Consider the following 25,286-nt stretch of genomic DNA (forward strand, 5'->3'; position numbering starts at 1 on the left):
CTCGGCGGCGGCAGCGCCGAAACCCGGACGGCGCGTGTCGGGTCGGCCCGGCGAAAGCGGGCGGGGAGGCGTATCTTCACTGCGGGGTCTGATGTCCGCCGGAGACGGAAACGGAAACGGAAGCGGGGCACCGGGTGGCAGTGGATGGGTACGGGACGGTCGGCGGCGACGGTCCGCGATTCACCGTGGACGTGCGCTGGAGCGGTCGTACGGCCGTGGTGGCCGTCGCCGGGGAGCTGGACCACGACCACGCGGAACCGCTGCGCGAGGCGATCTCCGGGGCGCTGGAGCAGGGGGCCGAGCGGATCGTGGTCGACTGCGAGCGCCTGGCGTTCTGCGACTCGACCGGGCTCAACATCCTGCTCAGAGGGCGTCTGGAAGCCCGCGAGACGGGCAGCTCCGTGGAACTCGCCGCGCTGGGGCCCACCGTGGCCCGCATGTTCGACATCACCGGCGCGAAGGCCGTGTTCACCGTGTACCCGGAGCTGCCCGAGGACCTGGCCGACCGGAACCGTCCCTGAAGCCGGTTTGCTGACGTCGGTTTCTTGGCCGGCCCGGCGTCAGGCGGGGTGGCCCGGTGTGAGCCCCTCCACGTCGCGCAGGGCCAGCAGTCGGGGCGCGGGCCCGGCATCCCGGTCGGGCGACTGCTCGACGGGGGCCAGCAGGAAGCCCACGTGGTCGCCGGTGTCCTCCATGCGCTGCTCGATCCGGCCGACGAACCAGGCACGGGCCTCGCTGAGCACCGGAGCCCCGTCCGCGCTCGGCCGCCACGGGACCCGGGCGAACTTGTCGACGCGGGCGCCGCACTCGGTGCCGAAGAGTTCCGCGAGCTCCCGCTGGTCGCCGCCGAGCACGTGTACGGCGAGGAAGGATGCCTCGCGGGCGACCCGGAGCGTGTGGTTCGCCGTGGACAGCCACACGACGAAGCGCGGCGGATGGATCGAGCACTGCGAGGCGAAGCCCACCAGGCACCCCGCCCGCGCGCCGTCGGCCGCCGCCGCCGTGACCACGTACATCGTGCCGTCCGGTGGCTCCGCGAACGCGACCAGCTCGGGATCACTGCCGGTCATGGCCGGCTCCCTCCGGATCGGCGCAGTCGGGGAAGTACGGCCGGGTGCCGGTCAGATCGAGCAGTCGGGCCACTTGCCCGCTCATGCCGTGGATCCGGAACCGCCGGACGCCGTCGGCCCCCGACTCCATCGCCTCCAGGCGGGCCCGCAGCAGGGCGTTCAGCCCCGCGCAGTCGCAGAACGTGACGGCCGCCAGATCGACCGTCACCCGGGGGCTGGAGCGCAGCGCCGAGAACAGGACGTCGCGCACGTCCGTCGCGCGGTCGAGATCCACTTCTCCGGCGAGGACGACGACCGCGCCCCCCGTGCCGTCCGGCTCCACGCGGACGGTCAGCTGCGAGTCGCCGGGCGGTGTCGTCGCCGTACCTTCCCGAGCGAGGGACATCTCCGACTCCCTTGGCCCCAGTGGATCGCTGACAAGGCGATCGTGCGCCGAGGCTCTGTCTTACGTCAAGAATTACGGGAAATGTATTTCGCGTGTTGTCTCACGCGAATGAGACGACGCATGATGGAGGCATGGAGAACCATGAGACGCGGCGTCCGGCGTGGACGTTCCTGACCAACCACGCCCGGGTGCTCGTGGCGATCTCAAGGGACCCGGGCGTCCGGCTCCGCGATGTGGCGGCCGCTTGCGAGCTCACCGAGCGGACGGTCCAGTCGATCGTCGCCGACCTCGAAGCCGACGGCTACCTCACCCGCTCGCGCGACGGCAGGCGCAATCGGTACGAGATCGCGGAAGGCGCTATGTTCCGGCACCCGGCGGAGGCGGGGCACGAGATCGCGGGCCTCCTCGACCTGCTGGCGGACGACACCCGCTCCGTACGGATGCCGTGACGCCGCTCGGGGTGTGGTTCCCCGGTGAGGGGGCACACGAAGGGGAGAGAGCACCAGCAGCAACACCAGCCACAACGGGACGTGAATGGCGTGACTCCTGGGGAGCATGCGTCACACCGGACGGGAATCAGGACTCCCTCCGGCGCCGGTGAGGCCCGCGCACTCATGGCCGAACTCCTCGGGGACGCCCCGGGGGCGGCCGGGCCGCCGCTCAGCGAGGAGGCCCGCGCGGACGCCTTCCTGGTCACCTCGGAACTGGTGACCAACGCCGTCCGGCACGGCGGCGGCCTCACCGGATTCGCCGCCGAGATCAACGGGGAACTGCTGAAGATCACCGTCACGGACGCCAGCGACAAGTCCCCGCGAACCGCCGAGAGCCACAGCGCGATGTCGGAGGGCGGCTTCGGCTGGCCCCTGATCTGCCTCCTCGCCGAGCAGGTCTCCATCGCCCCGCTCCCCGGCGGCGGCAAGACCATCCAAGTGACCATGCCGCTGCGCTGACCAGGCGTTCCGGTGCACCGGCGCGCGCGGCCGGCGGGCGCCGGTGCGTTCAGGGACCATCAGGGACCACCCCCGCGAGCTGCGGGGCGCGCGGCGCCCCGCAGCGCCTCCGGTTAAGCTCGGAATGGCCGGAAGGGGATGATCGCGATGTGCCGCTGGCTCGCGTACTACGGTTCGCCGATGATGCTCGACGCGGTTCTCTACCGCCCCGAGCACTCGCTGATCAACCAGAGCCTGCACGCGCGCATGGGCGTGGAATCCACCAACGGCGACGGGTTCGGCGTGGGCTGGTACAGCGAGTACGGCGACGGCACTCCGGCGGTGTTCCGCGACATCGGCCCGGCCTGGAGCGATCGCAACCTGCTGGAACTGTCCGGCCACGTCCGTTCGAGCCTGTTCTTCGCCCATGTCCGCGCGTCCACCGGATCGGCCATCCAGCAGACCAACTGCCACCCCTTCCGGCACGGCCGCTGGCTGTGGATGCACAACGGCGCGATCACCGACTTCCACCGGCTTCGGCGGGACCTGTGCATGGCCGTGGACCCGGCCCTGTTCTCGTCCATCGAGGGCTCGACCGACTCCGAGGTCATGTTCTACCTGGCGGTCACCTTCGGTCTCGACCAGGACGTCCCGGGCGCCGTGGCCCGTATGGCGGGCCTGGTGGAACAGGTCGGCAAGGAGCACGGGGTCGAGGACCCCATGCAGATGACGGTCGCGGTCAGCGACGGCGTCCGCCTGTGGGCGTTCCGCTATTCCAGCCAGGGCAAGACCCGGTCGCTCTTCTACAGCAGCAAGGCCGAGACGGTACGACACCTCCACCCCGAGATCGACTTCCTGCGGGAGGTCTCCGACGACACCCGGCTGGTCGTGTCCGAGCCGCTGGGCGATCTGCACGGGGTGTGGAACGAACTCCCCGAGGGCAGCTACACGGTCGTCCCGTCCGGAGCGTCGGGCGACTACTTCCCGTTCGTACCCGAATTCCCGCTGGACCGGCCCCTCGTGCCCCCGGGCGAATGGAGCTGAACCACGGCGGCGCCGTTTGACGGGCCCCGGCCTGCGGAAGACAACCCTGTCGGCCGACGGATCCGAACGGCCGGCGTCGAGGGGGAACGCGGGTGTGGGAACGTGTCGTACAGGATGGACGCTGGGCGCTGTGGCTGGTCTGCGCCTGCTACCTCGTGGTGGTGTACATCACCAGCCGCGGGCTGATCGGCGCACCCCGCTACCGCCTGTTCCAGGCGCGCGTACACGACTGCCGGGCGCGCGCCGCGATCCTCGCCGCGACGATATCCACCGCATCCGTTGATTCCGCCGATACCACCGATTCCGTCGCGAAGTCCGCCGTCCTCAAGGCGATCAACGAGCGGCTCGACGGGTTCGGGGTCGGCGGACAGGTCGTCTGGCGCCTGCTGCCGCAACGCGCGGTCATCGCCATCCCCCTGTCCAAACTGGCGGCCGCCTGGCGGGCCTTGCACCACGCCGAGACCCAACTCCTGCGCCTGGAGGGCCCGGAGGAGATCGCGCTGCGCGGCCTCACCCTCCGGCTGCGCCTCGCCTGCGACCCCGACCCGGTCAACAACTCCCTCGGGACGCAACTCGCCGCGCACGCCGGTGACGCCCCGGCCGAACGCGCCCTGCTCATCGCCGCCACGGAAGAACTCCACCGGCAGGAGGACGACGACTTCGAGCGCGAGTACGAGCACCAGCGCATCGCGCTCTGGCTGGCGCTCACCGGTGTCGCCGCCGTGCTGCTCCTCGGGCTCGCGCTCGACCACCGGCTCTCCATGCTCCTCGGCGGCCTGGGCGGGTTCCTGTCGCCGCTCATCGGTGTGATGCGCTCGCAGCGGCCCACGTCCTGGGGCGTCCTCGTGCTCGCGCCGGTCGGCGGCGCGCTGGCCGCCCCCGGCGGGCTGCTCCTCGTACGGATGCTCGCCGATCCGGAGCTGAACCTCCTCGGCCAGGTGTTCCTGCACAACTCGTGGGGCGCGCCCGCGCAGCCGATCTCCCTCGCCGTCGCCCTGCTCTTCGGGTTCTCCGGCACCCTCTTCTCCCGGCTCGCGCTCGCCGCCACCGGCCAGCTCGTCCCCACCTCCGGGCGGACGGCGCGACCGGGGCCACCGAGCCGTCCCTGACCGGCCTCCGGGTGGAAGCGGGCGGGGCCCACCGCCGTACGGGTGGTGGTGCTGATCCCCTCGAAACCAGCCGGCGGCGGACGCGCCGGCGGCCGTGACCAGCCAGGCCGCGGCCCCGATGGCGCCGTCATCCCTGGAATGGCGCATGCCGCTCGGAACGCTGCGATTTCAAACCGCCCTGAAGCGCTGCGCGTTGAGTTTGAGCGGAAGTGGAGTCCATTGAAAATGCGGCCAATTGGCCCCGGCTTCGCGCGGTCGCGGAACTTGTCGCTTCTCGCGTACGGGAGTTGGCGGGCCGGGCGGCAGGGAGCATCCGAATGAGGGCCGCCGCCGCGCGGGGTCTCGACGGGCTGTGGGGCGTGACCGTCGGGAATGACCCAAACGGCGGTCTCCGGGCTGAATTCAGGAATGGCGGTCCTAACTATTAGTTAGCACTTGGTGTAAAAACGGGACAAAGTTCCTCGTGTCCGATGGCGTTGGGTGCAGTAGATCGGAGAAGACTGGACGGCCATTGGGAGCCACGACACAAGCCGACACGAAACCGGATCTCCTCAGCGATCTGACTGTTGCCTGTAAGCGATTACGGAGGTAGCACGATGCCCAGCTCCAGGACGGAATTCCGCAAGGCCCGGAGGGACGCGTTTCCCCTCGGCGTTCCCCCCAGGACTCTCGCTTCCCTTTCCCTTGTCACGCTCATGGCGGCCGGTACGCTGACCGGCCCGGCCGCCCCGGCCCAAGCGGCCGGCCGCTATGGGGCCAAAGCCGTCATGGTGGCCGCTTCCAAACAGGGCTCCCCGTACGCGTACGGGGCGACGGGACCCAACCGGTTCGACTGCTCGGGCCTGATCCTCTACGCCTTCCGCAAGGCGGGCAGACCGCTTCCACGGACCGCCAACCAGCAGTACCAGCACACCAGACACATTCGGCAGGCCGACCGCGTACCCGGTGACCTGGTCTTCTTTCCGCGTGGCGCCACCATGACCCACGTGGGCATCTACGCGGGCCACGACAGGATCTGGCACGCCCCCCGGCCCGGCACCCGCGTCCGGCTGGAGCGGATCTGGAGCGAGCGGGTCCGATACGGCCGCGCCACCTGATGACCCAAGCGGAGCCATTCGGGAGCGTGTTACCGTCGCGCCATGTCCAAGGGCGAGATCGACGCGGTGACCGCCGAATTCTTCGGTGCCTTCGACAACCGGGGCGGCAGGGCCGCCGACCTGGACCGGATCCGGAGGCTGCTCCTACCGGGTGGTGTGATCGTCAAGACCGGCCCGGAGTTCGCGGCGTACACCGTGGACGAGTTCATCGAGCCGCGCCGGCGGTTGCTGTGCGGGGGCCGGATGGTCGAATTCTCCGAGTGGGAGACCTCCGAACGGACCGATATCGCGGGAGACATCGCGTCGCGCTTCGGCGAATACCGTAAGTCGGGGATTCTGGACGGTGAGGCCTTCGAGGGCGGTGGAACCAAGACCATCCAGTTCGTCCGTACCCCCGAGGGCTGGCGGATCGCGGCATTCGCCTGGTACGACCAGCCCTGATTCCGGCGACGAATGCCGCCCGAAGCCACCGGCTCCGCCCGCGGTGGCGACGGCCGTCGCGTCACCCGTACGGCCCGATTCGGTCCCTACGGCCCGGTCAGGGGATGGCCCGTCCTTCCCCCCCACCAATCCGGAGGCATCCGTGCCCGACATGAACGGCCCCTACAAGCCCGGCACCCCCTGCTGGATCGATCTGATGGTTCCCGACCAGCAGGCGGCGCTCGACTTCTACAGCGACCTGTTCGGCTGGCAGGGCGAGGTCGGCCCGCCGGAGACCGGCGGGTACTCGGTCTGTCAGCTCAAGGGCAAGCCGGTCGCCGGGATCATGAAGGCGATGAACCCCGACGGGACCGTGCCGGACCCGATGCCGCCGACCGTGTGGACGACGTACCTGTCCACCGACGGGATCGAAGCCACCCTCAAGGCGGTCACCGATGCGGGCGGCAGCGTCATGGTGGGCCCGATGGACGTCATGGAACTCGGGCGGATGGCCGTCATCACCGACCCGACCGGCGCCGTCGTCGGCCTCTGGCAGGCCGGCTCCTTCGACGGCGCCGGCATCGTCAACGAGCACGGCGCGCTGATCTGGAACGAGCTGAGCACCTCGGACACCGACGCCGCCGCCGCGTTCTACTCGGCCGTACTCCCCATCAGCCCGGCCCCGTCCCAGATGCCGGGCGCCCAGGGGTACACCGAATTCAAGGTGGGGGGACGCGCGATCGGCGGAATGATGGACCTCTCCTCGATGCCGCCCGGCGTCCCGCCGCACTGGCTTCCCTACTTCCACGTCGATGACGTCGACAGCATCCAGGCCGCAGCGGTGCGGTCCGGCGGCAGCGTCAAGGCCCCGGCCTTCGACATGGCCGCCGGCCGGATGGCCGTCCTCTCCGACCCGCAGGGCGGAACCTTCGCGGTGATCACCGCATCGGAGCCGGATCAGTCGGCTTAAGCCGTCCGCCGCCCGGTCTGAGCGGTGAGGCCGCCGTACGCGTCGTCGAAGGCGGTCACTCTCTCGGGCCGGGCGCCGCGGTCCCGCTCGCCGACCACCCGCAGGGTGCGGGGCAGGCCGTCGCGGCCAGCAGGGCCGTCTTCCGCCGTAGCTCTCCAGAGCTACCCGAGGCGGGCCGCGCGCAGTTGGAGGTAGCGCCGCTCCGGGACGCTGAGCGTCCGCGCCGCCGCCTCGGCGTACGCGGCGCGGGCCGCGACCGGGTCGCCCGCCCTCTCCAACAGGTGGGCGCGCACCGCGTACAGGCGGTGGTGCCCGGCCAGCCGGTCGTCCTCGCCCAGTACGGCCAGGAGCGCGAGGGCCCGCTCCGGCCCGTGCACCATGGCCACCGCGACGGCGTGGTTGAGGAGCTCCACCGGCCCCGGGACCAGCCGGATCAGCAGCTCGTACAGGGCGAGGATCTCCGCCCAGTCGGTCTCCCGCGCGCTCGGCGCCTCGTCGTGCACGGCGGCGATCGCGGCCCGCAGCTGGTACGGGCCCAGCCGGGTGTGGGTGAGAGCCTCGCTGATCAGCGCGACCCCCTCGGCGATGGCGGCGCGGTCCCAGAGGGCGCGGTCCTGGTCGGCGAGCGGGACCAGGCTGCCGTCGGCCCCGGTGCGGGCACCGCGCCGGGCGTCGGTGAGCAGCAGCAGTGCGAGCAGCCCGGCCACCTCACCGTCCTGCGGCAGCAGGGCGTGCACCGCGCGGGTGAGGCGGATCGCCTCGGCGGACAGTTCCACCCGCGTCAGGTCCGGCCCGGACGTCGCCGTGTACCCCTCGTTGAAGATCAGGTACAGCACCTGGAGCACATCCGCCAGGCGCCGGGCGCGTTCGCTGTCGGGCGGCAGCGCGAACGGCGCCCCGGAGGCCCTGATGTGCCGTTTCGCCCGGCTGATGCGCTGGGCGACGGTCGCCTCCGGCACCAGGAGCGCGCGGGCGATCTCCGCCGTGGTCAGGCCGCCGACCGCGCGGAGGGTCAGCGCGATCCGCGCGGGCGGCGAGAGCTCGGCCCGGCAGCAGAGGAACAGCAGCTTGAGCGTGTCGTCCTCGGCGGGGCCGCGGTCCTCGCCGGGCGGCGGCACCGTGAACGCGTCGCGGGGCGTCAGGCTGTGCTCGCGCGACTCCCGCCGCCTGCGCGCCTCGTCGGCCCGCAGCTGGTCCACGAGCCGCCGGGATGCGACCCGGATCAGCCATCCGCGCGGGTTCCGCGGCCGGCCCTGCCCGGGCCACTGCCCGGCGGCGGCGAGCAGCGCTTCCTGTACGGCGTCCTCGGCCGCGTCGAAGTGCCCGTAGCGGCGTACGACCGCGCCGAGGACCTGCGGCGTCAGCGCGCGCAGCAGGTCCTCGACGGGTACGGCCGGATCTCCGGCCCCGTCCGTCACGCCTCGACCGTCGGGCCCTCGTCGATCGGCTGGACGACGACGGGATACGCCGGGGAGCCTTCCGGGACGGGGCACAGATAGGCCCGCGCGGCGATCTCGGCCGCTCGGGCGAAGTCCGCGACATCGACGATCCAGTAACCGGCGAGCACCTCCTTGGCCTCGCCGTAGGGGCCGTCGGACACCACCGGGGTCCCGTCGGCGTCCGCCGTCACCAGCCGTGCCAGCCGGGGCGAGGCCAGGCCCGCGGCGTCGACCAGCTCGCCCGCCTCGGCGAGGTCGTTGTTGATCGCCTCCATGTGCGCGTACATCGCCTTGAGGTCCGCCTCGGACCACGCGGTCCCGCCCTCGACGGCGGCCCCGCCCATGGCGGCGTAGTCCTCCTGCTTGCCGAGCACCATCAGCATGTACTTCATGGTGTGCCACTCCTTCTGCCCGTGGCCCTTCGGGGCCGTTCACACGAGACGTCGGAGGCCTCCCCCCATTCTCGACACGCCCCGGAGGGAAATCCCGCCGGGCGCGCCCGGCGCGCCCGGCGGCGGGGGTCAGGCGGTGGCGTCCGGGATCCAGGAGCCGTGGATCATGGCGGGGACGCGGCGCGGCAGGTGGATGGTGGCGACCGGCGGCACGGCCAGGTCGGTGGCGTCCAGGACCAGCAGCTTCGAGGCGTTCGCGTTCAGGTCGCTGACGACGGTCAGCAGGTACCCGGCGTCCTCGTCCGAGGCTCCCGCTCCCTCGGCGGGGACGAAGACGGCCTCGCTGGGCAGCTGTCCCGTACCGAAGGGGCGCAGCTGCCGGCCGCCGGTGGTGCGGTCGTACTTGACGAGCGCGTGGTTGCCGATGCCCAGGTCGTCGGGGAAGGAGAGCGCGTACTGGTAGCGGTGTTCGCGCCCGAGGAACTCCTCGTTGATGGTCGGGAACTCCACGGTGAGGTCGTCGGTCTGCTCCTCCTTGACGGACCCTGCCGCCAGGTCCACCGTCCAGCGGCGGCCGCGCGAACCGGAGTTGGGCTCGGCGCCGCGGTCCGGGGCCCCGACCCACCAGTTCCAGGAGCGCTGCCAGCCCTCGCGGCCCACGGAGGGGCCTTCGATGACGATCCGCCCGTACCGGTCCTCGTAGGCGTTGGCGAAGTGCATCCCGTAGCCCTGTCCGATCTCGAACCAGCGGATCTCGCGCGCCGCGCCGGCGCCGCGCGACATCACCCCGATCCGCGCCACCTGGTCCTCGCTCCAGCCGTACGGGATGCCCGAGTGCTCGGCGGGGTCGAAGGTCACCGAGCCCTCCAGGAACACGACGCAGTGCTCGGTGAGGGCGAAGTCGTGCTTGAGGGCGGCGCTCGCCCCGGGGACCTCCTGGCTCTCCAGTACCCGTCCGTCCGCGGAGGCCACGTGGTGGATCAGGAACGGCGGGAAGGGGGAGGAGGAGAAGAAGTGCAGTTCGCCGGTGACCGGGTCCTCCTTGGGGTGGGCGGTCATCGCCGAGGTCAGCTTCCCGTCGAAGTCGTACGCCCCCACGGTCTCCAGATCGGCCGTCAGCTCGAACGGCAGGGCGGCCTCGCTGAGGGCGAGCAGCCGGCCGCCGTGCTCGATGACGTGGGTGCCGGCGGTGCTGGCGGTCAGATCGGGCCCCTTCTCCGTCATGTACGGGGCGCCGTCGAGGGCGGGGGTGTGGACCCAGCGGTTGCGGTACCACTCGGCACGGCCCTCCCGGAGCCGGATCCCGTGGACCATGCCGCTGCCCTTGAACCAGTGGGTGGGGGTGATGCCGGGCTTCGGGTTGTGGCTGTTGCGCAGGAGCCGGCCGGTCAGCTCGGGCGGCAGGGTGCCCTCGACGGTGAGGCCGGTGGCGGTGATCTCGTCGGCGACGGGGGCGTAGTGACCGGTCAGGTAGGGCTCGTTCATGATGGGACGCTCCTTCTGCGGTGTGATCAAAGGGACTTGGTGGGGGAGGTGGGGGAGTGCGGCAGGGGGTCCGAGCCGGCGGTGTCCCGCTCGGGCCGCGGCGCGCCGCGGACCAGGAGGCGGCTGAGGGCCGCCGCGGCCGCCAGGACGGCGGCGGAGGCGAGGAAGACGGTGCGGTATCCCTCGGTGAGGGCCGCGGTGTGCGGCAGTGCGGTGGCTCCGGCGGTACGGGCGGCGGCGAGCGTCCCCAGGACGGCGAGGCCGACCGAGCCGCCGATCTGGCGGGTGGTGTTGACCAGGCCGCTGGCCAGCCCCGCGTCCGCCGTCCGAACCCCGCTGACGGCGGCGCCCGTGAGCTGGACGAACGCCATGCCGAGGCCGAGGCCGATCAGGAGGATGGGGCCGAGCGCATCGGTGAGGAAGGTGCCGTCGGCGGAGATCCGGGCGAGCCAGAGGAGTCCGGCGGCCTGGATCAGCAGGCCGGCGACGAGGGTGCGGTACGCACCGATGCGGCGGGTGAGGGCGGGCGCCAGCGACGATCCGATCATGTTGGCCGCCGCCAGCGGGAGTTGGGCGAGCCCGGCCTCCAGGGGGCTCGCCCCGAGCACCTGTTGCTGGTAGAGCGGCAGGAAGAAGAACAGGCCGACCCAGACCGAACCGAGCAGCGTCATGACGAGGTTGGCGGGGCCGACCGTGCCCTGCGAGAAGATCCCGAGCGGCAGCAGCGGGTCGGGGTGGCGCCGCTCGACGAACACGAACAGGGTGAGCAGGACGGCGGCGGCGCCGAAGGCGCCGAGGATCAGCGGGTCCGTCCAGCCGGAGCGGCCGGCGGCCGTGAGCCCGTACACGAGGGCCACGAGTGCGGTGGTGACGGTCAGCGCGCCGGCCAGGTCGAGCCGTGCCGGAGCCCGCTCGGCTTCCTCCAGACTGCCCGGGACGAGGCGCAGCGTAGCGAGGAGCACCACGGCCGCGCCGATGGCGGAGGCGTGGAACACCCAGGGCCAGCCCAGGGTTTGGGTCAGGATCCCGCCGAGCAGGACCCCCGCCGCGCCGCCCGCACCGGACACGGCGCCCCAGACGCCGAGGGCCCTGCCGCGGCCGGGCCCCGGCGGATGGAGCCGCATGACCAGGGAGAGGGCGGCGGGGGCGATGGCGGCGGCGCCGACCCCTTGGGCGGTACGGGCGGCGATGAGAGCCCAGGGGGTGCTCGCCAGCCCGGCGGCGAGCGCCGACACGGCGAAGAGGAGGAGACCGGCCAGCAGGACGCGCCGGCGGCCGAGGAGGTCGGCCGCCCGGCCGCCGAGCAGCAGGAGGGCTCCGAAGGCGAGCCCGTAGGAGTTGACGACCCAGGACATGCCCGCGTCGGACAGTCCGACCCCGTCGCGTACGGAGGGAAGGGCGACGTTCACGATCGAGGTGCTGAGCGCGACGGCGAACTGCGCGGAGGCGAGCACCGCGAGGACCGCCGCGGGCCGGGCGACCGCTCGGGGGCGGGTGGCCTGCTCGTGGGCGGGCTGCTCGTGAGCGGCCTGCTCGTGGGCGGGCGGTGTGCTGGACATCGGTGCTCCTCTGTGTGTGGTTGACCACTCACTCTTTTGCCCAAAAGGAAGGCGGTCCGCGGTCCGGGGTGCCCGGCCGACGTCCGCCGTCCCCGTCAGTCGTCAGTAGTGCCGGACCCCTGCCGAGAGGGTCCGTGACCAGGGTGCGTCCACGTCCTGCACGTCGAGCGAGACCAGCAGGTGGCAGAGCATGCCGGTCGCGAAGAACCGCTGGATCTCGCTCTCCGCGGCGCCCGACGCGCCGCGCACGTACTCCACCATGCGGGCGTATCCGGTCCGTACGGCCTCGCGCACGGCGGCCTCGGACACGGCCGCCGCCTGGGCGTGGGTCAGGACGAGGAGCAGGTCCTTGTCCGCGATCAGGCGGGCGTACGTGTCGCCCATGGCGTACAGCACGGCCTCCGGGGCGCTGCCCCGCGACTGGGCGGCGCCCTCTTCGAGGCTGGCCCGGACCCGGGAGAAGCAGTGCTCCACCACCGCGGTGAAGAGCGCCTCCTTGTTCGGGAACAGCCGGTAGACGTACGACTGGGAGATGCCGGCGGCCTTGGCCACCTCCGTGGTCGTCGTGCCGAAGTAGCCGCGAGCCGCGAAGGCGCCGATGGCCGTCCGCAGGACGGTCTCGCGGCGCTCCTCGGCCGAGGAGAGTTGTCGTCGTCGTTCCGTGTTCATGTGAGTAATAAACCACTCACACTTCTCGGTGTCAACGCACGCCGCTGCCCGTCAAGGGCTCGCTCAGGGGAAGAGCTTGAACGTCACGTCCTTGGGCACGGGGGCCGGCGCCGCGTCGGTGTAGAGGAGCCGGATCGTCGTGAACCGCTGGACGTCGGGGTGGTCGGGCCAGGGCTTCGGGTTGCTGAGGGTCACGGTGACCGGGTACGGGTGGAAGCGGCCGGCCGCGCAGTACGGGCGGCAGTCGTTCACCAGGTTGGTCCCGGTGGCCGTCGCGTTCTTCGATCCCCACTTCTCCCACTGGAGCCGGACGAGACGGCTGTTGCCGTCACCGCAGGCCAGCAGGTACTCCTCGGGCTGTATGTGGGCCTTGGAGAAGCAGTCGAGTACCACGACCGGATCCGGCTCCGGGGCGACCCGGGTCTGCGCGGAGGCGGGTATGGTGCCCGCCGCCAAGGCCGCGGCCGCGCAGAGCAGGAACGCAGTGCGGGCCCTGGGCCGGGATCGGAGTGGGGGAGCGAATGCGCCGTCTCCTGCAGCGTCCATGAGACCTCCTCGTGCGGTCCGTCCCGCCGTCGGGGCGGCGATCATGCCCAGCTTCCCCCATCCGGCCGTACCCCGCACCCGCTGAGCCGACGGAGCCCGTGTGGCACGGGCCGCGGCCGGTCTTCGCCCTGCCCTCGTCCGGCCCTTGCCCGAGGGCGGATCGGCCGCTTTAATAAATGAACAGGCAGTTATTAATTGATGAGGGAGTGATGGCCGTGGTCGGACGTCCGCGAGGGGTCGAGGACGCGGTGATCCTGCGGGCGGCGACCGAGGTGCTCGGGCGGGTCGGCCCCTCGGGTCTGACCCTCGCTGCGGTCGCCCGGGAGGTCGGCCTGGTACCCGGCACCCTCGTACAGCGCTTCGGTTCCAAGCGGGGCCTGATCCTGGCCCTCGCCGACCAGTCCGTGAAGGACGCGGACGCGCTGCCCGATCGGGTGCGCGGGGAAGACGAAGCCGCGCTCGGGGCGCTCGCGGCCCTGTTGACCGAGTGGACGGCCCCGCTCGACGCACCGGAGACCTTCGCCAACCACCTGGCCGCCCTGTGCGCGGACCTCACGGACCCGGAGCTCCACGCGCGGGCCCTCGACGTCCACCGGGCCCAGCGCCGGGCGATCGAGCGGCTGCTCGCGGAGGCCGCCGCCGGGGGTGAACTGCGCGCCGGGGCGGACGTCGCCTCGCTCGCCGCGACGGTGCAGGCCGTCGCCGCCGGGGCGGGCCTGAACTGGGCCCTGGACCGCCGGGGCACCCTCGCCGAGCGGGTCCGGCAGGAGCTCGACGCCGTACTGGGCCCCCACACCGCGGCCGGTGACCGAAACGCGTGACCGCCCGAAGGCGGCCGCGAACGAGAACGCGAACCAGAACGAGGACGAGGGCACGCACATGACGATCGGCACACCCCCACTCGCCGGCAAGGTCGCGCTGGTCGCCGGCGGTACCCGGGGCGGCGGCCGCGGCATCGCCGTCCAGCTCGGCGCCGCCGGCGCGACCGTGTACGTCACCGGCCGCAGCAGCGCGGCCGGGCGCTCCGACCTGGACCGCCCGGAGACCATCGAGGAGACCGCCGCGCGGGTGACCGAGGCCGGCGGGCTCGGCATCCCCGTCCGCACCGACCACGGCGACCCGGCGGACGTCCGGGCCCTGACCGAGCGGATCGCGGCCGAGCAGGACGGGCGGCTCGACGTCCTCGTCAACTCCGTGTGGGGCGGCGACCCGCTCACCGACTGGGAACACCCGCTGTGGGAACAGGACCTGGAACAGGGCCTGCGCCTGCTGCGGCAGGCCGTGGAGACCCACGTCATCACCAGCCGGTACGCGCTCCCGCTGATGGTCGCCCGGGGGAGCGGTCTGGTGGTCGAGGTCACCGACGGGAACACGGCCCGCTACCGGGGCTCGTTCTTCTACGACCTGGCGAAGTCCGCGGTGATCCGGCTCGCCGTCGCCCAGGCCGCCGAGCTGAAGCCGCACGGCGTCACCGCCGTGGCCCTCACCCCGGGGTTCCTGCGCTCCGAGGCCGTGCTGGAGCACTTCGGCGTCACCGAGGCCACCTGGCGTGACGGCGCGGCCAAGGACCCCGACTTCGCCCACTCCGAAAGCCCCGCCTACCTGGGCCGCGCCGTCGCCGCGCTGGCCGCTGACCCGGACGTCATCGCCAAAACCGGCCGCGCGCTGGCGACGTGGGACCTCTACGAGGAGTACGGATTCACCGACACCGACGGGAGCCGGCCCGATTTCGCCGCCCACTGGGCCGAGCACCTCGTGGAGCGGTACGGGCCGCTGGGCGATCCGCTGTAAGCGCTCCATCGAGCGGGAGTGGGAGAATGGCGCCATGTGCGGCCGATATGCCTCTTCCCGAGCCCCGGGCGACCTCGCGGACCTGTTCCGGGCCCAGTGGGACAGCAGCGAGACCCTGGCCGCGAGCTGGAACGTCGCCCCGACGGACCCGGTGTGGGCCGTCACCGAGCGCCCCGACCACGACAGCGGCGAGGTGGAGCGCCGACTGCGCCCGGTGCGGTGGGGTCTGGTGCCGTCGTGGGCGAAGGATCCGGGCGTCGGCTCCCGCATGATCAACGCCCGCGTGGAGACGGTGCACGAGAAGCCGGCGTACCGCCGGGCGTTCGCCAAACGCCGCTGCCTGCTGCCGGCGGACGGCTTCTACGAGTGGGTGCCGGTCCCCGCCACCGACACGGCCAAGGCCTACAAGCAGCCGTACTTCATCACCCCCGAGGACGGCGCGGTGATGGCGATGGCAGGCCTGTACGAGTTCTGGCGCGACCCGGCCGTACCGGAGGCGGACGCCCCCGAGGCATGGCTGGTCACGGCCACGATCATCACCACCGAGGCCACCGACGAGGCCGGCCGGATCCACCCCCGGATGCCCCTCGCCCTGCACCCGGACGACTTCGAGGCCTGGCTCGACCCCGCCCACCAGGACACCCACGACCTGCGCGCGCTGCTGCACACCCCCGCGGACGGCCGCCTGCGGGCGACCGCGGTGTCGACGGCGGTCAACAGCGTCCGCAACAACGGCCCCCAACTCCTGGACCCCGCCGCCTAGGACGTGTCCGGCCGATCATGAGACCGCTTCATGTCCGGGTTGTTGCTGTGGACATGGGGCGGGGCGGTCTGAGTGATGCCGAGTGGGAGCGGCTGCGGCCGTTCCCGCCGGTCAGTAACGGGAGTTGTGGCCGGTGGCGGGATCACCGGCAGGTGATCGACGGGATTCTTCACAGGGTTCGGACCGGGGTGCAGTGGCGTGCCCCTCAGGAACGGTTCGGGCCGTGGAAGACGGTCTACGAACGGCACCCTCACAACAGCGATCGAACCGCCGCTACGCGGGGCGGAGAACGGGATCGATCTCTGCCAGGCTCTCGTGCAGCCGACGGGCCCCCAGGGCAACACGGCCGTCGGTGTCGCCCGACATCTCGTCGCAGATCCGTAGCGCCTCGTCCAGATCGCCCGAGAAGATGCTGAAGACATCGACGATCGCGGTGTGGATGTAATCGGCGTGGTTGTCGTTGGCGACTGCCAGTGCGGACGCGACTATCGTCAGTCCGGCCCTGTCCTTTCGCCGAAGCAAGCCCTCCGCGGTCCGCCGGGTGACGAAGGTGTCACCACGGTCGAGCACAAGGCCCAGCAGTAGCTCTACGGCCTCCGGCATCTCGGCGAACCCTGCCAGGCTGTGACCGGCATCCGCCCGGTCACGCCAGTCATCGCTTCGCCCGAGTTCGCCAAGCGTCACGACCACCGCACGCCGCAGGTCACTGTCCACGGATTAGCCCGCCCCTCACCACGATTCCGGCCAAAATATCACCGAGGTGCCTTACCGGATGATCGCCAGGACAGGTCCTAGACCGGCCGGGCCGATGCCTTGGGGGCCCCGACTAGAGTGCCGGGCATGGCGGTTGACGCGGGCGCGGGCGCAGACGTGGATGCGGGCCGGGGCGCGGGCCTGGACTTGGACGTCGTGGTGGTGGGGGCCGGGCCGGTCGGGCTGAGCGCCGCCCTGCTGCTCGCCCGGGCGGGACTCGGCGTGGTGGTGCTGGAGCGCCGACCCGGCCCCGTCACCGAGTCCCGCGCGACGGACCTGCACGCCCGCACGCTGGAAGCGCTGGCCCCGAGCGGGCTGGCCGAGTCGCTGCACCCGCTGGGCCGGCGCGTGGACACGGTGGAGATGTGGTCGCGGGGACGCCGGCTCGGCGGCTTCGACCTGAGCCGGCTGCGCTCCCCGTACCCGTACATCCTCACCGTCCCGCAATGCGCGACCGAGGGCCTGCTGGCGGCGGAGGCCGAGCGCGCCGGGGTGCGCGTACACCGCTCCGCGGCCGTGAGCTCGGTCCACGAGGACGCCGAGGGGGTCACCGTACGCTCCGACGCCCTCGAACCGCTGCGCGCCCGCTGGGTGGTGGCGGCCGACGGCGCGGCGAGCACACTGCGCGCCCTGTCCGGTACGCCGTTCCGCGGCCGTACCTACGCCGGTACGTGGCAGCTCGCCGACCTCCGGGTCGAAGACCCCTCGCTCGACCCGGCGCGCGTGCACATGGTCGGCGGCCCGCGCGGCCTCCTGGTGGTGCTGCCGATGCACCTCGACGGCTGGGCCCGGGTGGTGCTCCACCTGCCGGACGGCCCCGCACCCGGTGCTTCGGACACCCCGGCGGCGCTCGCCGCCGAAGCGGCGGCCCGGGGGTGGACGGCGGCCGTCCGCGAATGCCGCTGGACGAGTACCTTCCGCACCCAGCGGCGCCTCGCCGCGGACCACGGGAGCCGACGGGTGCTGCTGATCGGCGACGCCGCGCACGTGTGCAGCCCGGTCGGCGGCCAGGGGCTCAACCTTGGCCTGCGGGACGCCGTTTCCCTCGCGGCCGCGCTGCCCCGCGCGGCCGACGCCGAGGGACTCGCGGCCTGGCGCCGCGCCCGCCGCGCCGACGCCCTGGGCGTACTCGCCCGCACCGACCTCGCCACCCGCGCCTGGACCCTGCGCTCGGCCCCCGCCCGGGCCGTACGGGACACCGCCCTGCGCGGCGTCCTCACCACCCCGGCCGGGCGCCGGCTCCTCGCCGAGTCGGTCGCCGGCCCCCGGCGGAAGCCGCGGGACGGGGACCGGCGGACGCTCGGGTGAGCGGCCGGCCCGGTCCCCGCCCCGTGCGTCAGCGGCCGGCTGCGTTCGGACGTACCAGCAAGACGTTGCTCAGCGACCGCTGGCCCGTGGTGTCCGAGGGGCGGTTGACGATGCCCGAGCCGGTGGTGACCATCACGCTCGATCCGCCGCCGTCGAGGTTCAGCGCCTCCCGGGCGCCCAGCGACTTCATCAGCTCCGCGCCACCCGTGATGCTCAGGCCCGAACTCCAGCCGACCTGGCGGCCGTCCACGACGACCAGCAGGAGGCGGCCCTGGTCGTCGACGCCGACCATGGAGCGCGGGTTGCCGCGGACCACCCAGTTGTAGGTGTGCGTCTGGTCGATCCCCTCGCGGATGATCCCGTCGCCGACGGCGTTCACCGAGACGAGGCCGTCCCGGACCAGGGTCGGGCCGACCTGGAGGATCGTGGTGTCGGGGGTGAGCGGGACGTCGTGTCCGGCGCCGTCCAGGACGCGCTGCGTGATGCCCAGCCGGGCGCCGGTGCGCGCGTGCCCGATCAGCCATTGGGCGCCCTCGCCGATGCCCTGGATGGTGGAGCCGCCCGCGGGCGGCTTCGCCCCGCGGGTGCGGTTCACCGCGGTCACGCGGTCGTCGCGGTCCAGGACCACCTCGGCGCCCGCTCCGGTCGGCGGGGTGGTCCAGTCGGAGGTGAAGCGGACGAGCTCGCTGTCGTCGGTGCACTTGAAGTCCTGCTGGGGGTGCTCGGTCGGCTGGTCACCGCCGACGCCCCCGCAGTTCCAGATCTCGCCCGGAATCCGGTTGATGCCGTCGATCTCCCGGGTGGCGCCACCCGCGCTGACCGTGATCCGCGTCGTGTACGTGTCGACGTCCAGCTCCCGCCCGCCGCGCGCCATCCGGACCCCGCCGCGGCCCTGGGTGGCGGTGCTCAGCAGCCGGCCGTCCTTGACGTAGAGGCCGAGCGGCGCGCCGCTGTCCGCGGACCACTGGGCGTTGATGCCTGCCAGCGCGCGGGTGCTGGTCACCAGGTCGGTCAGGTGCTCGGGGGCGTCGACGCTCGGCCCGAAGTCGCTGTCGACCCGGCCGGTGAACTGCTTGAAGTCCACGCGCAGGACGAAGACCCGCTGGAGGGCCTCGGGGTCCGTGCCGTCCTGGGCCGTGTACCGGTTCTCCCCGGCGAACCCGGCCCTGGTGAGCCCGGCGAGCACGGTCGCCGCGGCGGGCCGGTCGGCGTACCGGCCGACCCGCACCGTCCAGCCGAGCGTGCCGGCCGGGCGGTCGGCGTAAGCGGGGGTACGGATTTCCTCCACTCGGGGGGCGTAGCCCTTGGCCCGCAGGGCCGCGGCCAGCCGGTCGGCGCGCGCCTTGGGCCCGAGGGCGGCGGTGGCCCGGTCGTAGGGGCCGCCGTCGGTCAGGGGCTGGTTGACCTGGACGGTCCAGGCGTCGGCCGTGTTGGTCCGGCCGACGACGAGGGAGGTCTCGGTCACCCCGGGGGCGATCTCGGTGGAGGTGGCCGACCGGGTGAGCGGGAGCGTGGGGGAATCGGGTCCGGCGGCCGCCGCCGCACGCCCGGCCGCGGCCGGCCGTGCGGTGGCCCCGGTGGTCGGTACGGTGCCCAGCGCGGTGAACGCGCAGAAGGCGAGGACGGCGGCGGCGGACGAGACGGTGAGGTGCGTCGACTTGCGCATACGGCTCTCCCTGGGGGTGAGGAGGTGCGTCCCCCCAGTGCAGGCGCGGTATGTGGCGCGTGCAGCAACGCAGCTTGCTGCGCGCGTGAATTCCCCGGGTACCCGACGGCGCGCTCGACGGCGCCGCCGGGCACTGCGGCGTTCTACGCCCCGGTCACCGTCCACTTCTGGTTGGCGGCCCCGGTGCAGGTCCAGATCTGCAGGCGGGTGCCGTTGGCGGTGCCGTTGCCGACGGCGTCCAGGCACTTGTTCGCCTGGGGGTTGACGATGTCGCGAGCCCCGCTCACGACCCACCGCTGGGCGGCGGTGCCGTTGCAGTCCCACAAGCGCACCTGGACGCCGTCGGCCGTTCCCCCGGAGGCCACGTCGAGGCACTTGCCGAGCGCCCTGACGGTGCCGTCACCGGCGACCGTCCACCGTTGCGCGGCGGTGCCGTTGCAGTCGTAGAGCTGGACGGGGGTGCCGTTGGCCGTGGCCGCCCCGGCGACGTCCACGCACTTGCCGCCGACTCCGGTGATCGCAGCGCCGGTCGTGGGGGCGTCGGCCGTCGAGACGCGCACGTGGTCGACGACGAGCTGCCGTGGGAACGGGGTGCTGCCGTCGGGGTCGCCGGGCCAGTAGCCGCCGACGGCGAGGTTGAGGATGAGGAAGAACGGCTTGTTGAAGGCCCACGCGCGGCCGCCGAGGTCGGCGGGCGTACGCGTCTGGTAGACGGTGCCGTCTACCGACCAGGTCACCTTGTTCGGGGACCAGTCGACGGCGAAGGTGTGGAAGGCGTCGGCGAAGGCCTGCCCGCCCGGCAGCGAGTATCCGGCGCCGATGCCGCCGGAACCGGAGTAGCCCGGCCCGTGCAGGGTGCCGTGGACGGTCCCCGGTTCGAAGCCGACGTTCTCCATGACGTCGATCTCGCCCGAGGCGGGCCAGCCGACCTGGCCGATGTCGTTGCCGAGCATCCAGAACGCGGGCCACATGCCCTGCCCCCGCGGCACCTTCATCCGGGCCTCGACGTGTCCGTACTGGGTGGTGAACTTGCCGGCGGTGTTCAGCCGCGCCGAGGTGTACTCGCACCGGCCGTACCAGCACGCGTAGTTCGCCGGGTTCTCGCGGCGGGCGGTGATGACCAGGTGCCCCTGGCCGTCGAGGGCGGCGTTGCGGTTGCCCGCCGTGTAGTACTGCCGCTCGTGGTTGTTGACGTTGTCGCCGGTCTCGATCTGCCATTTGGTGCCGTCGACGGCGGAGCCCGCGGGGCCGTCGAACTCGTCGGAGAAGGTGATGGCGGCGGCCGGGGCCGCGGCCGCGTCCGCGGCCGGGGGCTGGACGGCTCCGGCGATGCCGGAGGTTAAGGAGACGAGGGCGAGGGCCGAAACGGCGAACGCGGACACGAGCCGTGGGAGACGGGAGCGGTTCACGACTCTCCCTTCCTGGTGTGGGGGACGAGGAGTGGTCCAGTCATGCGCATGACATATCAAATCCTGCGCCGGGCCGGGAGCGAGCATGCCGACCGCTTTGTTTCACCCATGATTTAAGAGCTGAGTTAAGTGACCGTCAAGGCTCCGGTCTGGACCAGTGTGACGCGAGGGACCGGAGCGACACCGGGGCAGCGCCGCGGCGCCGGCATCCGGGCCGCGGCGCCGTCCCGGCGCGATCGGGTCGCGATCGGTCAGGAGTTACTGTGCCCGCCGGCGGGCTCCGCCTCCGGACGTTCGGCGGCGGCGAGCGACGCGATGCGCCGATTGACGACGACGGTCGCCGCGGCCGCGCTGAGCGCGAAGGCCAGCACCACGAGGCCCGGCCGGTCCAGCGCGTGTCCCGTGGCGTGGTCGAGCGAGTAGCGCCCCGGCCCCGACACGCCCAGGGCGGCCGCGACGAAGCCGAGGAAGGCGGGGTACTCGAAGCCGCCGCCCTGGGCGAAGAACCCGGCGGGCGCGTGCACCGACACGGCCCCGGCCATGGCCCCCGCCGCGGCGGCGCCCGCGGCCGGGGTCGCCAGCCCGAGGATGAGCAGGGCGCCCCCGCCCGCCTCGCCGAGCCCGGCGGCGATCGCGCTCTCCCGGGGCGGCGTGAAGCCCATGTGCTCCATCATCTTGGCCGTGCCCTCGATGCCGCCTCCGCCGAACCAGCCGAAGAGCTTCTGCGCACCGTGCGCGACGAGCACGCCGCCGGCTCCGAGGCGCAGGGCGAGCAGCCCGAGGTCCTTGCGCTGGGTGAAGGACATGAGGTCAGGCCTTTCCAGGAGAGCGGGTAGCGAGATCCGCTCCCCAGCCTCACGCGAGAGGGCCGGACGCGCACGCGGGACGCCGCCGCCGGAAGTGCCTGGCCCGGGCGCCGGGTGTACGGACGGCGGCGGACGGCCCCGGTGAGCGGCACCCGGCGGGCGGTCAGGCGCCGAGATCGCCGACGGTGGGGGCGATGGGGCCGAACAGGTCGCCGATGGTGGTCAGGGCCGCCGTCTGGAGGGCGGCGGCGGTGACGACCGTGCCGTCGGGGGAGGTCAGCGGGCGGGTGGCGGTGGCCTCGGCCACGACGGTGGGCCGGTACCCGAGGGAGAAGGCGCCCTGGGCGGTGAAGGTCACGCACATGTGGGTCATGAAGCCGGCCAGGACCAGCTCGGTTCCGGATCCCAGCTCCCGCAGGGTCTTCTCCAGGTCCGTGCCGTGGAAGGCGTTGGGGAGTTCCTTGACCACGACGGGCTCTCCGCCGACGGGGGCGACCTCCGGGCTGATGGCACCGATCTCGGCGCGGATGTCGTACGGGGTGTTCTCGCCGCCGTCGTTGACGACGTGGACCACCGGGGCGCCGGCGGCCCGGGCGGCGGCCAGCAGCCGCGCGCCGGCCGCGAGGGCCGCCTCGGCGCCTTCGAGGGCCATGACACCGGTCCGGTAGGTGTTCTGGAAGTCGATCATGATCAGGGTGCTGTCGGCGAGCCGGGGCAGCTGGTTGCCGAGGCCGATCACGTCACGCAGGGTCGTGGAAGCGGTGGTCATGGGAGGTGTTCCTTTCAACGGGGGAAGGGCATGGCGAAGCAGGGAAAGGGCATGGCGGAGCCGCACGGCGGGCGCGCGTGCCCGGGGCGAGATCAGTGGGCGGTGCGGAAGCGGCGGCGGTAGGCCGCCGGGCTGGTGCCGATCTGCTTGCGCAGCGCCCGGTGCAGGGTTTCCACGGACCCGAAGCCGCAGCCGGCCGCGACCTCGTCCAGGGCCTGGTCGGTGCTCTCCAGCAGGCGCCGGGCCGCCTCCACCCGGGCGGCTTCGACGTACGAGGCCGGGCTGGTGCCCGTCTCCTGGCGGAAGACCCGCGCGAAGTGCCGCTCGCTCAGGCACATCCGCCCGGCCAGCGCGGCGGCCGACAGATCGCCGTCGAGGTGGTCGGCGATGAACATCCGCAGCTCGTCGATGTCCCGGCGGGAGGCGGGCGGCCGGCTCAGCGGCACCGAGAACTGGCTCTGGCCGCCTTGCCGCTTGAGGTACATCACCAGTTGCCGGGCGACCGCGAGCGCGACCTCCTCGCCGAGGTCCTCGGCCACCAGCGCCAGCGCCAGGTCCATGCAGGCGCTGATCCCGGCCCCGGTCCAGACCTTCCCGGACCGGACGAAGATCGGGTCCGGGTCCACCGTCACCGCCGGATGGTCGGCGGCCAGCTGGGCGGCGGTCGACCAGTGGGTGGTGGCCGTCCTGCCGTCGAGGAGCCCGGCCGCGGCGAGCAGGTGCGCGCCCGCGCAGACCGAGGCCACCCGGCGGGCCTGCGGCGCGGCCCGCTTGACCCACTCCACGACGTCCCGGTCGATCCGGGCGACCGGGCCGCCGGGGTGCATGTCCACCGCGCCGGGCACGAGCAGCGTGTCGAGCACCCCGCCGACCTCCGCGAAGGAGAGGTCGGCGACGAGCCGTACCCCGGCCGAGGTGGCGACCGCGCCGCCCGTGCGGCCGGCGAGCTGCACCCGGTAGCCCGCCGTGCCGCCGGTCTCCCGGTTGGCCAGCGCGAAGACCTCGGCGGGGCCGGTGACATCGAGGAGGTCGACGTCGGGGAAGACCGCGATGACGACGCGGCGGGTAGCGGGCATGGGTCCATCCTCACCGTCACCGGTGATGGCCGCAATGACGGCGTTCTGTCAGATCCGGACACGGGGCCCCGGCCCGGCCGTGTATGGAATTCTTGACATCGTGTTCGATCGCTTTTACATTTCCCATGTCAAAGTTGTTTTACATGGGAGTGGGTGTGGACGTGGCCTTCCAGGAGAAGCGTGCGTGGATCATGGGGGCGGTGGCCATCCTCGGATACGCCGTCTACCTGGCCGTCGTACTGGCCAGGTCCGGCGGTGGCGTGCCCCTCGCGGAGGTCGCCTACATCGCGCCGCTGCTGTGGACGGTCGGGGGAGCGATCGCCGTCTCCATCGCGCTGAACATCGCGGTCGCGATCGCCTCGCCCGGCGAAGCCGATGCCAAGGACCAGCGCGACAAGGAGATCGCCCGCCTCGGTGACTACACCGGGCAGTCCTTCCTCGTCATCGCCGCCGTGGCCGCGCTGGCCCTCGCCATGGCCGAGGCGGACTACTTCTGGATCTCCAACGCCATCTACCTGGGCTTCGTGCTCTCGGCGGTGCTCGGCTCCGCCGTCAAACTCGCCGCCTACCGGCGGGGGTTCCAGTCGTGGTGAAGCCGACCGGCATCACGAACCGGATCCGCGTGCTGCGCTTCGAGCGCGCGGAGATGACCCAGGCCGACCTGGCCGAACGCATCGGCGTGACCCGTCAGACCGTGATCGCCATCGAGAAGGGCCGCTACTCACCCTCCCTCGAAACGGCGTTCAGGATCGCCCGCGTCTTCGCAGTGCCGCTTGAGCAGGTCTTCCAGTACTCCGACGAAGAGGGGACGGCGCCGTGAAGGCGATCGTGCAGGACAGATACGGCTCCAGCGAGGTCCTGGAGCTGCGGGACATCGAGACGCCGAAGCCCGGCCCGGGGGAGGTGCTGATAGCCGTACGGGCGGCCGCCCTGGACGCCGGCGTCTGGCACCTGATGAGTGGTCAGCCCCCGCTGCTGCGGCTGATGGGGTACGGGCTGCGCGCGCCCAAGGTCCGCGTGCGCGGCCGGGAGGTCGCCGGGCGCGTGGAGGCCGTCGGCGCCGGCGTGAGCGGACTGCGCCCGGGGGACGAGGTGTTCGGGATCTGCGAGGGCTCCTTCGCCGAGTACGCGATCGCCTCGCAGGACAAGCTCGCCCTCAAGCCCGCCGGCCTGCCCCTGGAACAGGCCGCCGCGCTGTCCATCTCCGGGCTGACCGCGCTCCAGGCCCTGCGCGATGCGGGCCGCGTCGAACCGGGCCGGCGCGTCCTGGTCATCGGCGCCGCCGGCGGGGTCGGCACCTTCGCGGTCCAGCTGGCCAAGGCCCACGGCGCGCACGTCACCGGCGTGTGCAGCACTACGAAGACGGAACTGGTGCGCTCCCTGGGCGCGGACGAGGTCATCGACTACACCCGTGAGGACTTCGCCGACGGGGACCAGCCGTACGACCTGATCCTCGACACCGCCGGCAACCGCACCCTCACCCACCTCCGGCGGGCCCTGACCCCGCGCGGGACCCTCGTCCTCATCGGCGGCGAGAACGGCGGCCGCTGGCTCGGCGGCATGGACCGGGTGCTCCGCGCCGTCCTGCTCAACCCCTTCGTGCGCCACACCCTCAAGCCGTTCATGGCCTCGGAGTCGAAGGCGGACCTCGACGTACTCAAGCAGCACGTCGAGGCCGGCACGGTGACCCCGGCGATCCAGCGGACCTGCCCCCTCGCCGAAACGGCCCAGGCCATCGACCAACTCCACCGCGGCGAGGCCCGCGGAAAGATCCTGATCGTGCCCTGAGCCCGGCGTGCGTCGGGCCCGCGCCGGGCGGGCGCACCCCGGG

At 72.6% G+C, this 25,286-nt stretch carries 29 protein-coding genes and 1 pseudogene; 16 read left to right on the plus strand and 14 right to left on the minus strand.

All coding sequences use genetic code 11. The features are described from left to right. Positions 1 to 140: 140 nt before the first annotated feature. Positions 141 to 521 (plus strand): STAS domain-containing protein, encoded by a 381-nt coding sequence (locus IE248_RS26205; RefSeq protein ID WP_100581741.1) that lies wholly within the window; start codon positions 141 to 143, stop codon positions 519 to 521. 39 nt (positions 522 to 560) lie between these two features. On the opposite strand, the gene IE248_RS26210 is transcribed toward IE248_RS26205, so the two are convergent. Both IE248_RS26210 and IE248_RS26215 read right to left on the minus strand, forming a co-directional pair. Further along, on the minus strand, positions 561 to 1,070 hold the full coding sequence (locus IE248_RS26210; RefSeq protein WP_190031886.1) for a flavin reductase family protein: 510 nt from the start codon (positions 1,068 to 1,070) through the stop codon (positions 561 to 563). Then, a complete protein-coding gene (locus IE248_RS26215; protein WP_008740832.1) occupies positions 1,057 to 1,455 on the minus strand; it encodes an STAS domain-containing protein in 399 nt (132 codons plus the stop codon). The genes IE248_RS26210 and IE248_RS26215 overlap by 14 nt, the downstream gene beginning before the upstream one ends. A 131-nt stretch (positions 1,456 to 1,586) precedes the next feature. On the opposite strand from IE248_RS26215, the gene IE248_RS26220 reads away from it, so the two are divergent. From IE248_RS26220 to IE248_RS26250, 7 genes are all read left to right on the plus strand, one after another. Then, a complete protein-coding gene (locus IE248_RS26220) occupies positions 1,587 to 1,904 on the plus strand; it encodes a helix-turn-helix transcriptional regulator (RefSeq protein WP_037792573.1) in 318 nt (105 codons plus the stop codon). A 165-nt stretch (positions 1,905 to 2,069) separates the two neighbouring features. Then, complete coding sequence (locus IE248_RS26225; RefSeq protein ID WP_050779331.1) at positions 2,070 to 2,405, plus strand: ATP-binding protein; 336 nt, start codon at positions 2,070 to 2,072, stop codon at positions 2,403 to 2,405. 147 nt (positions 2,406 to 2,552) lie between these two features. Then, entirely contained in the window at positions 2,553 to 3,428 is an 876-nt protein-coding gene (locus tag IE248_RS26230; protein WP_008740829.1) for a class II glutamine amidotransferase, read from the plus strand. 92 nt (positions 3,429 to 3,520) lie between these two features. After that, positions 3,521 to 4,537 (plus strand): hypothetical protein, encoded by a 1,017-nt coding sequence (locus tag IE248_RS26235; protein WP_190031887.1) that lies wholly within the window; start codon positions 3,521 to 3,523, stop codon positions 4,535 to 4,537. Positions 4,538 to 5,232: 695 nt separating this feature from the next. Further along, complete coding sequence (locus IE248_RS26240) at positions 5,233 to 5,634, plus strand: C40 family peptidase (protein WP_229895531.1); 402 nt, start codon at positions 5,233 to 5,235, stop codon at positions 5,632 to 5,634. A 42-nt stretch (positions 5,635 to 5,676) separates the two neighbouring features. After that, the gene (locus IE248_RS26245) at positions 5,677 to 6,075 is read left to right on the plus strand and encodes a nuclear transport factor 2 family protein (protein ID WP_008740825.1); all 399 of its coding nucleotides are present in this window, start codon (positions 5,677 to 5,679) and stop codon (positions 6,073 to 6,075) included. A gap of 151 nt (positions 6,076 to 6,226) precedes the next feature. Then, complete coding sequence (locus tag IE248_RS26250; RefSeq protein WP_190031944.1) at positions 6,227 to 7,024, plus strand: VOC family protein; 798 nt, start codon at positions 6,227 to 6,229, stop codon at positions 7,022 to 7,024. A gap of 161 nt (positions 7,025 to 7,185) precedes the next feature. Here IE248_RS26250 and IE248_RS26255 read toward each other — a convergent pair whose 3' ends face one another. The 6 genes from IE248_RS26255 to IE248_RS26280 all read right to left on the minus strand — a co-directional run bounded on the left by IE248_RS26255 (position 7,186) and on the right by IE248_RS26280 (position 13,114). Beyond that, positions 7,186 to 8,442 carry an RNA polymerase sigma factor gene (locus IE248_RS26255; RefSeq protein WP_190031888.1) on the minus strand — a complete coding sequence of 419 codons (1,257 nt, stop codon included), beginning with the start codon at positions 8,440 to 8,442 and terminating at the stop codon, positions 7,186 to 7,188. Further along, positions 8,439 to 8,855, minus strand: a complete 417-nt coding sequence (locus IE248_RS26260; protein WP_190031889.1) for a YciI family protein — start codon at positions 8,853 to 8,855, stop codon at positions 8,439 to 8,441. The genes IE248_RS26255 and IE248_RS26260 overlap by 4 nt, the downstream gene beginning before the upstream one ends. Positions 8,856 to 8,984: 129 nt before the next feature. Then, positions 8,985 to 10,340, minus strand: a complete 1,356-nt coding sequence (locus tag IE248_RS26265) for a carotenoid oxygenase family protein (protein ID WP_008740820.1) — start codon at positions 10,338 to 10,340, stop codon at positions 8,985 to 8,987. A gap of 26 nt (positions 10,341 to 10,366) precedes the next feature. Further along, positions 10,367 to 11,899, minus strand: a complete 1,533-nt coding sequence (locus IE248_RS26270) for a DHA2 family efflux MFS transporter permease subunit (protein WP_190031890.1) — start codon at positions 11,897 to 11,899, stop codon at positions 10,367 to 10,369. A gap of 102 nt (positions 11,900 to 12,001) precedes the next feature. Continuing rightward, complete coding sequence (locus IE248_RS26275; protein ID WP_123075563.1) at positions 12,002 to 12,568, minus strand: TetR/AcrR family transcriptional regulator; 567 nt, start codon at positions 12,566 to 12,568, stop codon at positions 12,002 to 12,004. Positions 12,569 to 12,631: 63 nt separating this feature from the next. Beyond that, the gene (locus IE248_RS26280) at positions 12,632 to 13,114 is read right to left on the minus strand and encodes a hypothetical protein (protein WP_190031891.1); all 483 of its coding nucleotides are present in this window, start codon (positions 13,112 to 13,114) and stop codon (positions 12,632 to 12,634) included. 209 nt (positions 13,115 to 13,323) lie between these two features. On the opposite strand from IE248_RS26280, the gene IE248_RS26285 reads away from it, so the two are divergent. The 4 genes and pseudogenes from IE248_RS26285 to IE248_RS37660 form a co-directional block, all read left to right on the plus strand. Further along, positions 13,324 to 13,935 (plus strand): TetR/AcrR family transcriptional regulator, encoded by a 612-nt coding sequence (locus IE248_RS26285; protein ID WP_190031892.1) that lies wholly within the window; start codon positions 13,324 to 13,326, stop codon positions 13,933 to 13,935. 58 nt (positions 13,936 to 13,993) lie between these two features. Next, complete coding sequence (locus tag IE248_RS26290) at positions 13,994 to 14,905, plus strand: SDR family oxidoreductase (RefSeq protein WP_190031945.1); 912 nt, start codon at positions 13,994 to 13,996, stop codon at positions 14,903 to 14,905. 34 nt (positions 14,906 to 14,939) lie between these two features. Next, on the plus strand, positions 14,940 to 15,668 hold the full coding sequence (locus tag IE248_RS26295; RefSeq protein WP_190031893.1) for an SOS response-associated peptidase: 729 nt from the start codon (positions 14,940 to 14,942) through the stop codon (positions 15,666 to 15,668). A gap of 53 nt (positions 15,669 to 15,721) precedes the next feature. Further along, a pseudogene (locus tag IE248_RS37660) lies at positions 15,722 to 15,904 on the plus strand (transposase); the annotation flags it as partial. A 37-nt stretch (positions 15,905 to 15,941) separates the two neighbouring features. Here IE248_RS37660 and IE248_RS26300 read toward each other — a convergent pair. After that, positions 15,942 to 16,382 carry a hypothetical protein gene (locus IE248_RS26300; RefSeq protein ID WP_229895532.1) on the minus strand — a complete coding sequence of 147 codons (441 nt, stop codon included), beginning with the start codon at positions 16,380 to 16,382 and terminating at the stop codon, positions 15,942 to 15,944. 126 nt (positions 16,383 to 16,508) lie between these two features. Between IE248_RS26300 and IE248_RS26305 the strand changes: the two genes are divergently transcribed. Beyond that, on the plus strand, positions 16,509 to 17,729 hold the full coding sequence (locus tag IE248_RS26305) for an FAD-dependent oxidoreductase (RefSeq protein ID WP_190031894.1): 1,221 nt from the start codon (positions 16,509 to 16,511) through the stop codon (positions 17,727 to 17,729). A 28-nt stretch (positions 17,730 to 17,757) separates the two neighbouring features. Here the strand turns inward: IE248_RS26305 and IE248_RS26310 are convergent, their stop codons facing one another. The 5 genes from IE248_RS26310 to IE248_RS26330 all read right to left on the minus strand — a co-directional run bounded on the left by IE248_RS26310 (position 17,758) and on the right by IE248_RS26330 (position 23,455). Then, positions 17,758 to 19,395, minus strand: a complete 1,638-nt coding sequence (locus IE248_RS26310; RefSeq protein ID WP_190031895.1) for a phosphodiester glycosidase family protein — start codon at positions 19,393 to 19,395, stop codon at positions 17,758 to 17,760. A gap of 143 nt (positions 19,396 to 19,538) precedes the next feature. Next, on the minus strand, positions 19,539 to 20,804 hold the full coding sequence (locus IE248_RS26315) for a glycoside hydrolase family 16 protein (protein ID WP_229895533.1): 1,266 nt from the start codon (positions 20,802 to 20,804) through the stop codon (positions 19,539 to 19,541). Positions 20,805 to 21,055: 251 nt separating this feature from the next. Further along, the gene (locus IE248_RS26320) at positions 21,056 to 21,610 is read right to left on the minus strand and encodes a DoxX family protein (RefSeq protein ID WP_190031897.1); all 555 of its coding nucleotides are present in this window, start codon (positions 21,608 to 21,610) and stop codon (positions 21,056 to 21,058) included. Positions 21,611 to 21,773: 163 nt separating this feature from the next. Continuing rightward, positions 21,774 to 22,379, minus strand: coding sequence for an isochorismatase family protein (locus IE248_RS26325; RefSeq protein WP_100581727.1), 606 nt, complete (start codon positions 22,377 to 22,379; stop codon positions 21,774 to 21,776). Between the two features lie 92 nt (positions 22,380 to 22,471). Next, the gene (locus IE248_RS26330) at positions 22,472 to 23,455 is read right to left on the minus strand and encodes a GlxA family transcriptional regulator (protein ID WP_008740808.1); all 984 of its coding nucleotides are present in this window, start codon (positions 23,453 to 23,455) and stop codon (positions 22,472 to 22,474) included. Positions 23,456 to 23,580: 125 nt separating this feature from the next. Between IE248_RS26330 and IE248_RS26335 the strand changes: the two genes are divergently transcribed. Genes IE248_RS26335 through IE248_RS26345 form a run of 3 tightly spaced genes read left to right on the plus strand, consistent with a single transcriptional unit; the run spans position 23,581 to position 25,243 of the window. Beyond that, positions 23,581 to 24,048 (plus strand): hypothetical protein, encoded by a 468-nt coding sequence (locus IE248_RS26335; RefSeq protein WP_229895534.1) that lies wholly within the window; start codon positions 23,581 to 23,583, stop codon positions 24,046 to 24,048. Continuing rightward, a complete protein-coding gene (locus IE248_RS26340; RefSeq protein WP_190031898.1) occupies positions 24,042 to 24,275 on the plus strand; it encodes a helix-turn-helix transcriptional regulator in 234 nt (77 codons plus the stop codon). The genes IE248_RS26335 and IE248_RS26340 overlap by 7 nt, the downstream gene beginning before the upstream one ends. Further along, positions 24,272 to 25,243 carry an NAD(P)-dependent alcohol dehydrogenase gene (locus IE248_RS26345; RefSeq protein WP_073794266.1) on the plus strand — a complete coding sequence of 324 codons (972 nt, stop codon included), beginning with the start codon at positions 24,272 to 24,274 and terminating at the stop codon, positions 25,241 to 25,243. The genes IE248_RS26340 and IE248_RS26345 overlap by 4 nt, the downstream gene beginning before the upstream one ends. The last annotated feature ends 43 nt before the right edge of the window (positions 25,244 to 25,286 follow it).

It is taken from the genome of Streptomyces goshikiensis (assembly GCF_014650555.1).
GTDB lineage: Bacteria > Actinomycetota > Actinomycetes > Streptomycetales > Streptomycetaceae > Streptomyces > Streptomyces goshikiensis.

Excerpts from the sequence above, each read along its gene's own strand:
- IE248_RS26210 (WP_190031886.1), bottom strand. The coding sequence starts at position 1,070 with ATGACCGGCAGTGATCCCGAGCTGGTCGCGTTCGCGGAGCCACCGGAC.
- IE248_RS26215 (WP_008740832.1), bottom strand. The coding sequence starts at position 1,455 with ATGTCCCTCGCTCGGGAAGGTACGGCGACGACACCGCCCGGCGACTCG.
- IE248_RS26220 (WP_037792573.1), top strand. The coding sequence starts at position 1,587 with ATGGAGAACCATGAGACGCGGCGTCCGGCGTGGACGTTCCTGACCAAC.
- IE248_RS26225 (WP_050779331.1), top strand. The coding sequence starts at position 2,070 with ATGGCCGAACTCCTCGGGGACGCCCCGGGGGCGGCCGGGCCGCCGCTC.
- IE248_RS26230 (WP_008740829.1), top strand. The coding sequence starts at position 2,553 with ATGTGCCGCTGGCTCGCGTACTACGGTTCGCCGATGATGCTCGACGCG.
- IE248_RS26240 (WP_229895531.1), top strand. The coding sequence starts at position 5,233 with ATGGCGGCCGGTACGCTGACCGGCCCGGCCGCCCCGGCCCAAGCGGCC.
- IE248_RS26245 (WP_008740825.1), top strand. The coding sequence starts at position 5,677 with ATGTCCAAGGGCGAGATCGACGCGGTGACCGCCGAATTCTTCGGTGCC.
- IE248_RS26250 (WP_190031944.1), top strand. The coding sequence starts at position 6,227 with ATGAACGGCCCCTACAAGCCCGGCACCCCCTGCTGGATCGATCTGATG.
- IE248_RS26260 (WP_190031889.1), bottom strand. The coding sequence starts at position 8,855 with ATGAAGTACATGCTGATGGTGCTCGGCAAGCAGGAGGACTACGCCGCC.
- IE248_RS26265 (WP_008740820.1), bottom strand. The coding sequence starts at position 10,340 with ATGAACGAGCCCTACCTGACCGGTCACTACGCCCCCGTCGCCGACGAG.
- IE248_RS26270 (WP_190031890.1), bottom strand. The coding sequence starts at position 11,899 with ATGTCCAGCACACCGCCCGCCCACGAGCAGGCCGCTCACGAGCAGCCC.
- IE248_RS26275 (WP_123075563.1), bottom strand. The coding sequence starts at position 12,568 with ATGAACACGGAACGACGACGACAACTCTCCTCGGCCGAGGAGCGCCGC.
- IE248_RS26280 (WP_190031891.1), bottom strand. The coding sequence starts at position 13,114 with ATGGACGCTGCAGGAGACGGCGCATTCGCTCCCCCACTCCGATCCCGG.
- IE248_RS26285 (WP_190031892.1), top strand. The coding sequence starts at position 13,324 with ATGGCCGTGGTCGGACGTCCGCGAGGGGTCGAGGACGCGGTGATCCTG.
- IE248_RS26290 (WP_190031945.1), top strand. The coding sequence starts at position 13,994 with ATGACGATCGGCACACCCCCACTCGCCGGCAAGGTCGCGCTGGTCGCC.
- IE248_RS26295 (WP_190031893.1), top strand. The coding sequence starts at position 14,940 with ATGTGCGGCCGATATGCCTCTTCCCGAGCCCCGGGCGACCTCGCGGAC.
- IE248_RS26305 (WP_190031894.1), top strand. The coding sequence starts at position 16,509 with ATGGCGGTTGACGCGGGCGCGGGCGCAGACGTGGATGCGGGCCGGGGC.
- IE248_RS26310 (WP_190031895.1), bottom strand. The coding sequence starts at position 19,395 with ATGCGCAAGTCGACGCACCTCACCGTCTCGTCCGCCGCCGCCGTCCTC.
- IE248_RS26320 (WP_190031897.1), bottom strand. The coding sequence starts at position 21,610 with ATGTCCTTCACCCAGCGCAAGGACCTCGGGCTGCTCGCCCTGCGCCTC.
- IE248_RS26325 (WP_100581727.1), bottom strand. The coding sequence starts at position 22,379 with ATGACCACCGCTTCCACGACCCTGCGTGACGTGATCGGCCTCGGCAAC.
- IE248_RS26330 (WP_008740808.1), bottom strand. The coding sequence starts at position 23,455 with ATGCCCGCTACCCGCCGCGTCGTCATCGCGGTCTTCCCCGACGTCGAC.
- IE248_RS26335 (WP_229895534.1), top strand. The coding sequence starts at position 23,581 with ATGTCAAAGTTGTTTTACATGGGAGTGGGTGTGGACGTGGCCTTCCAG.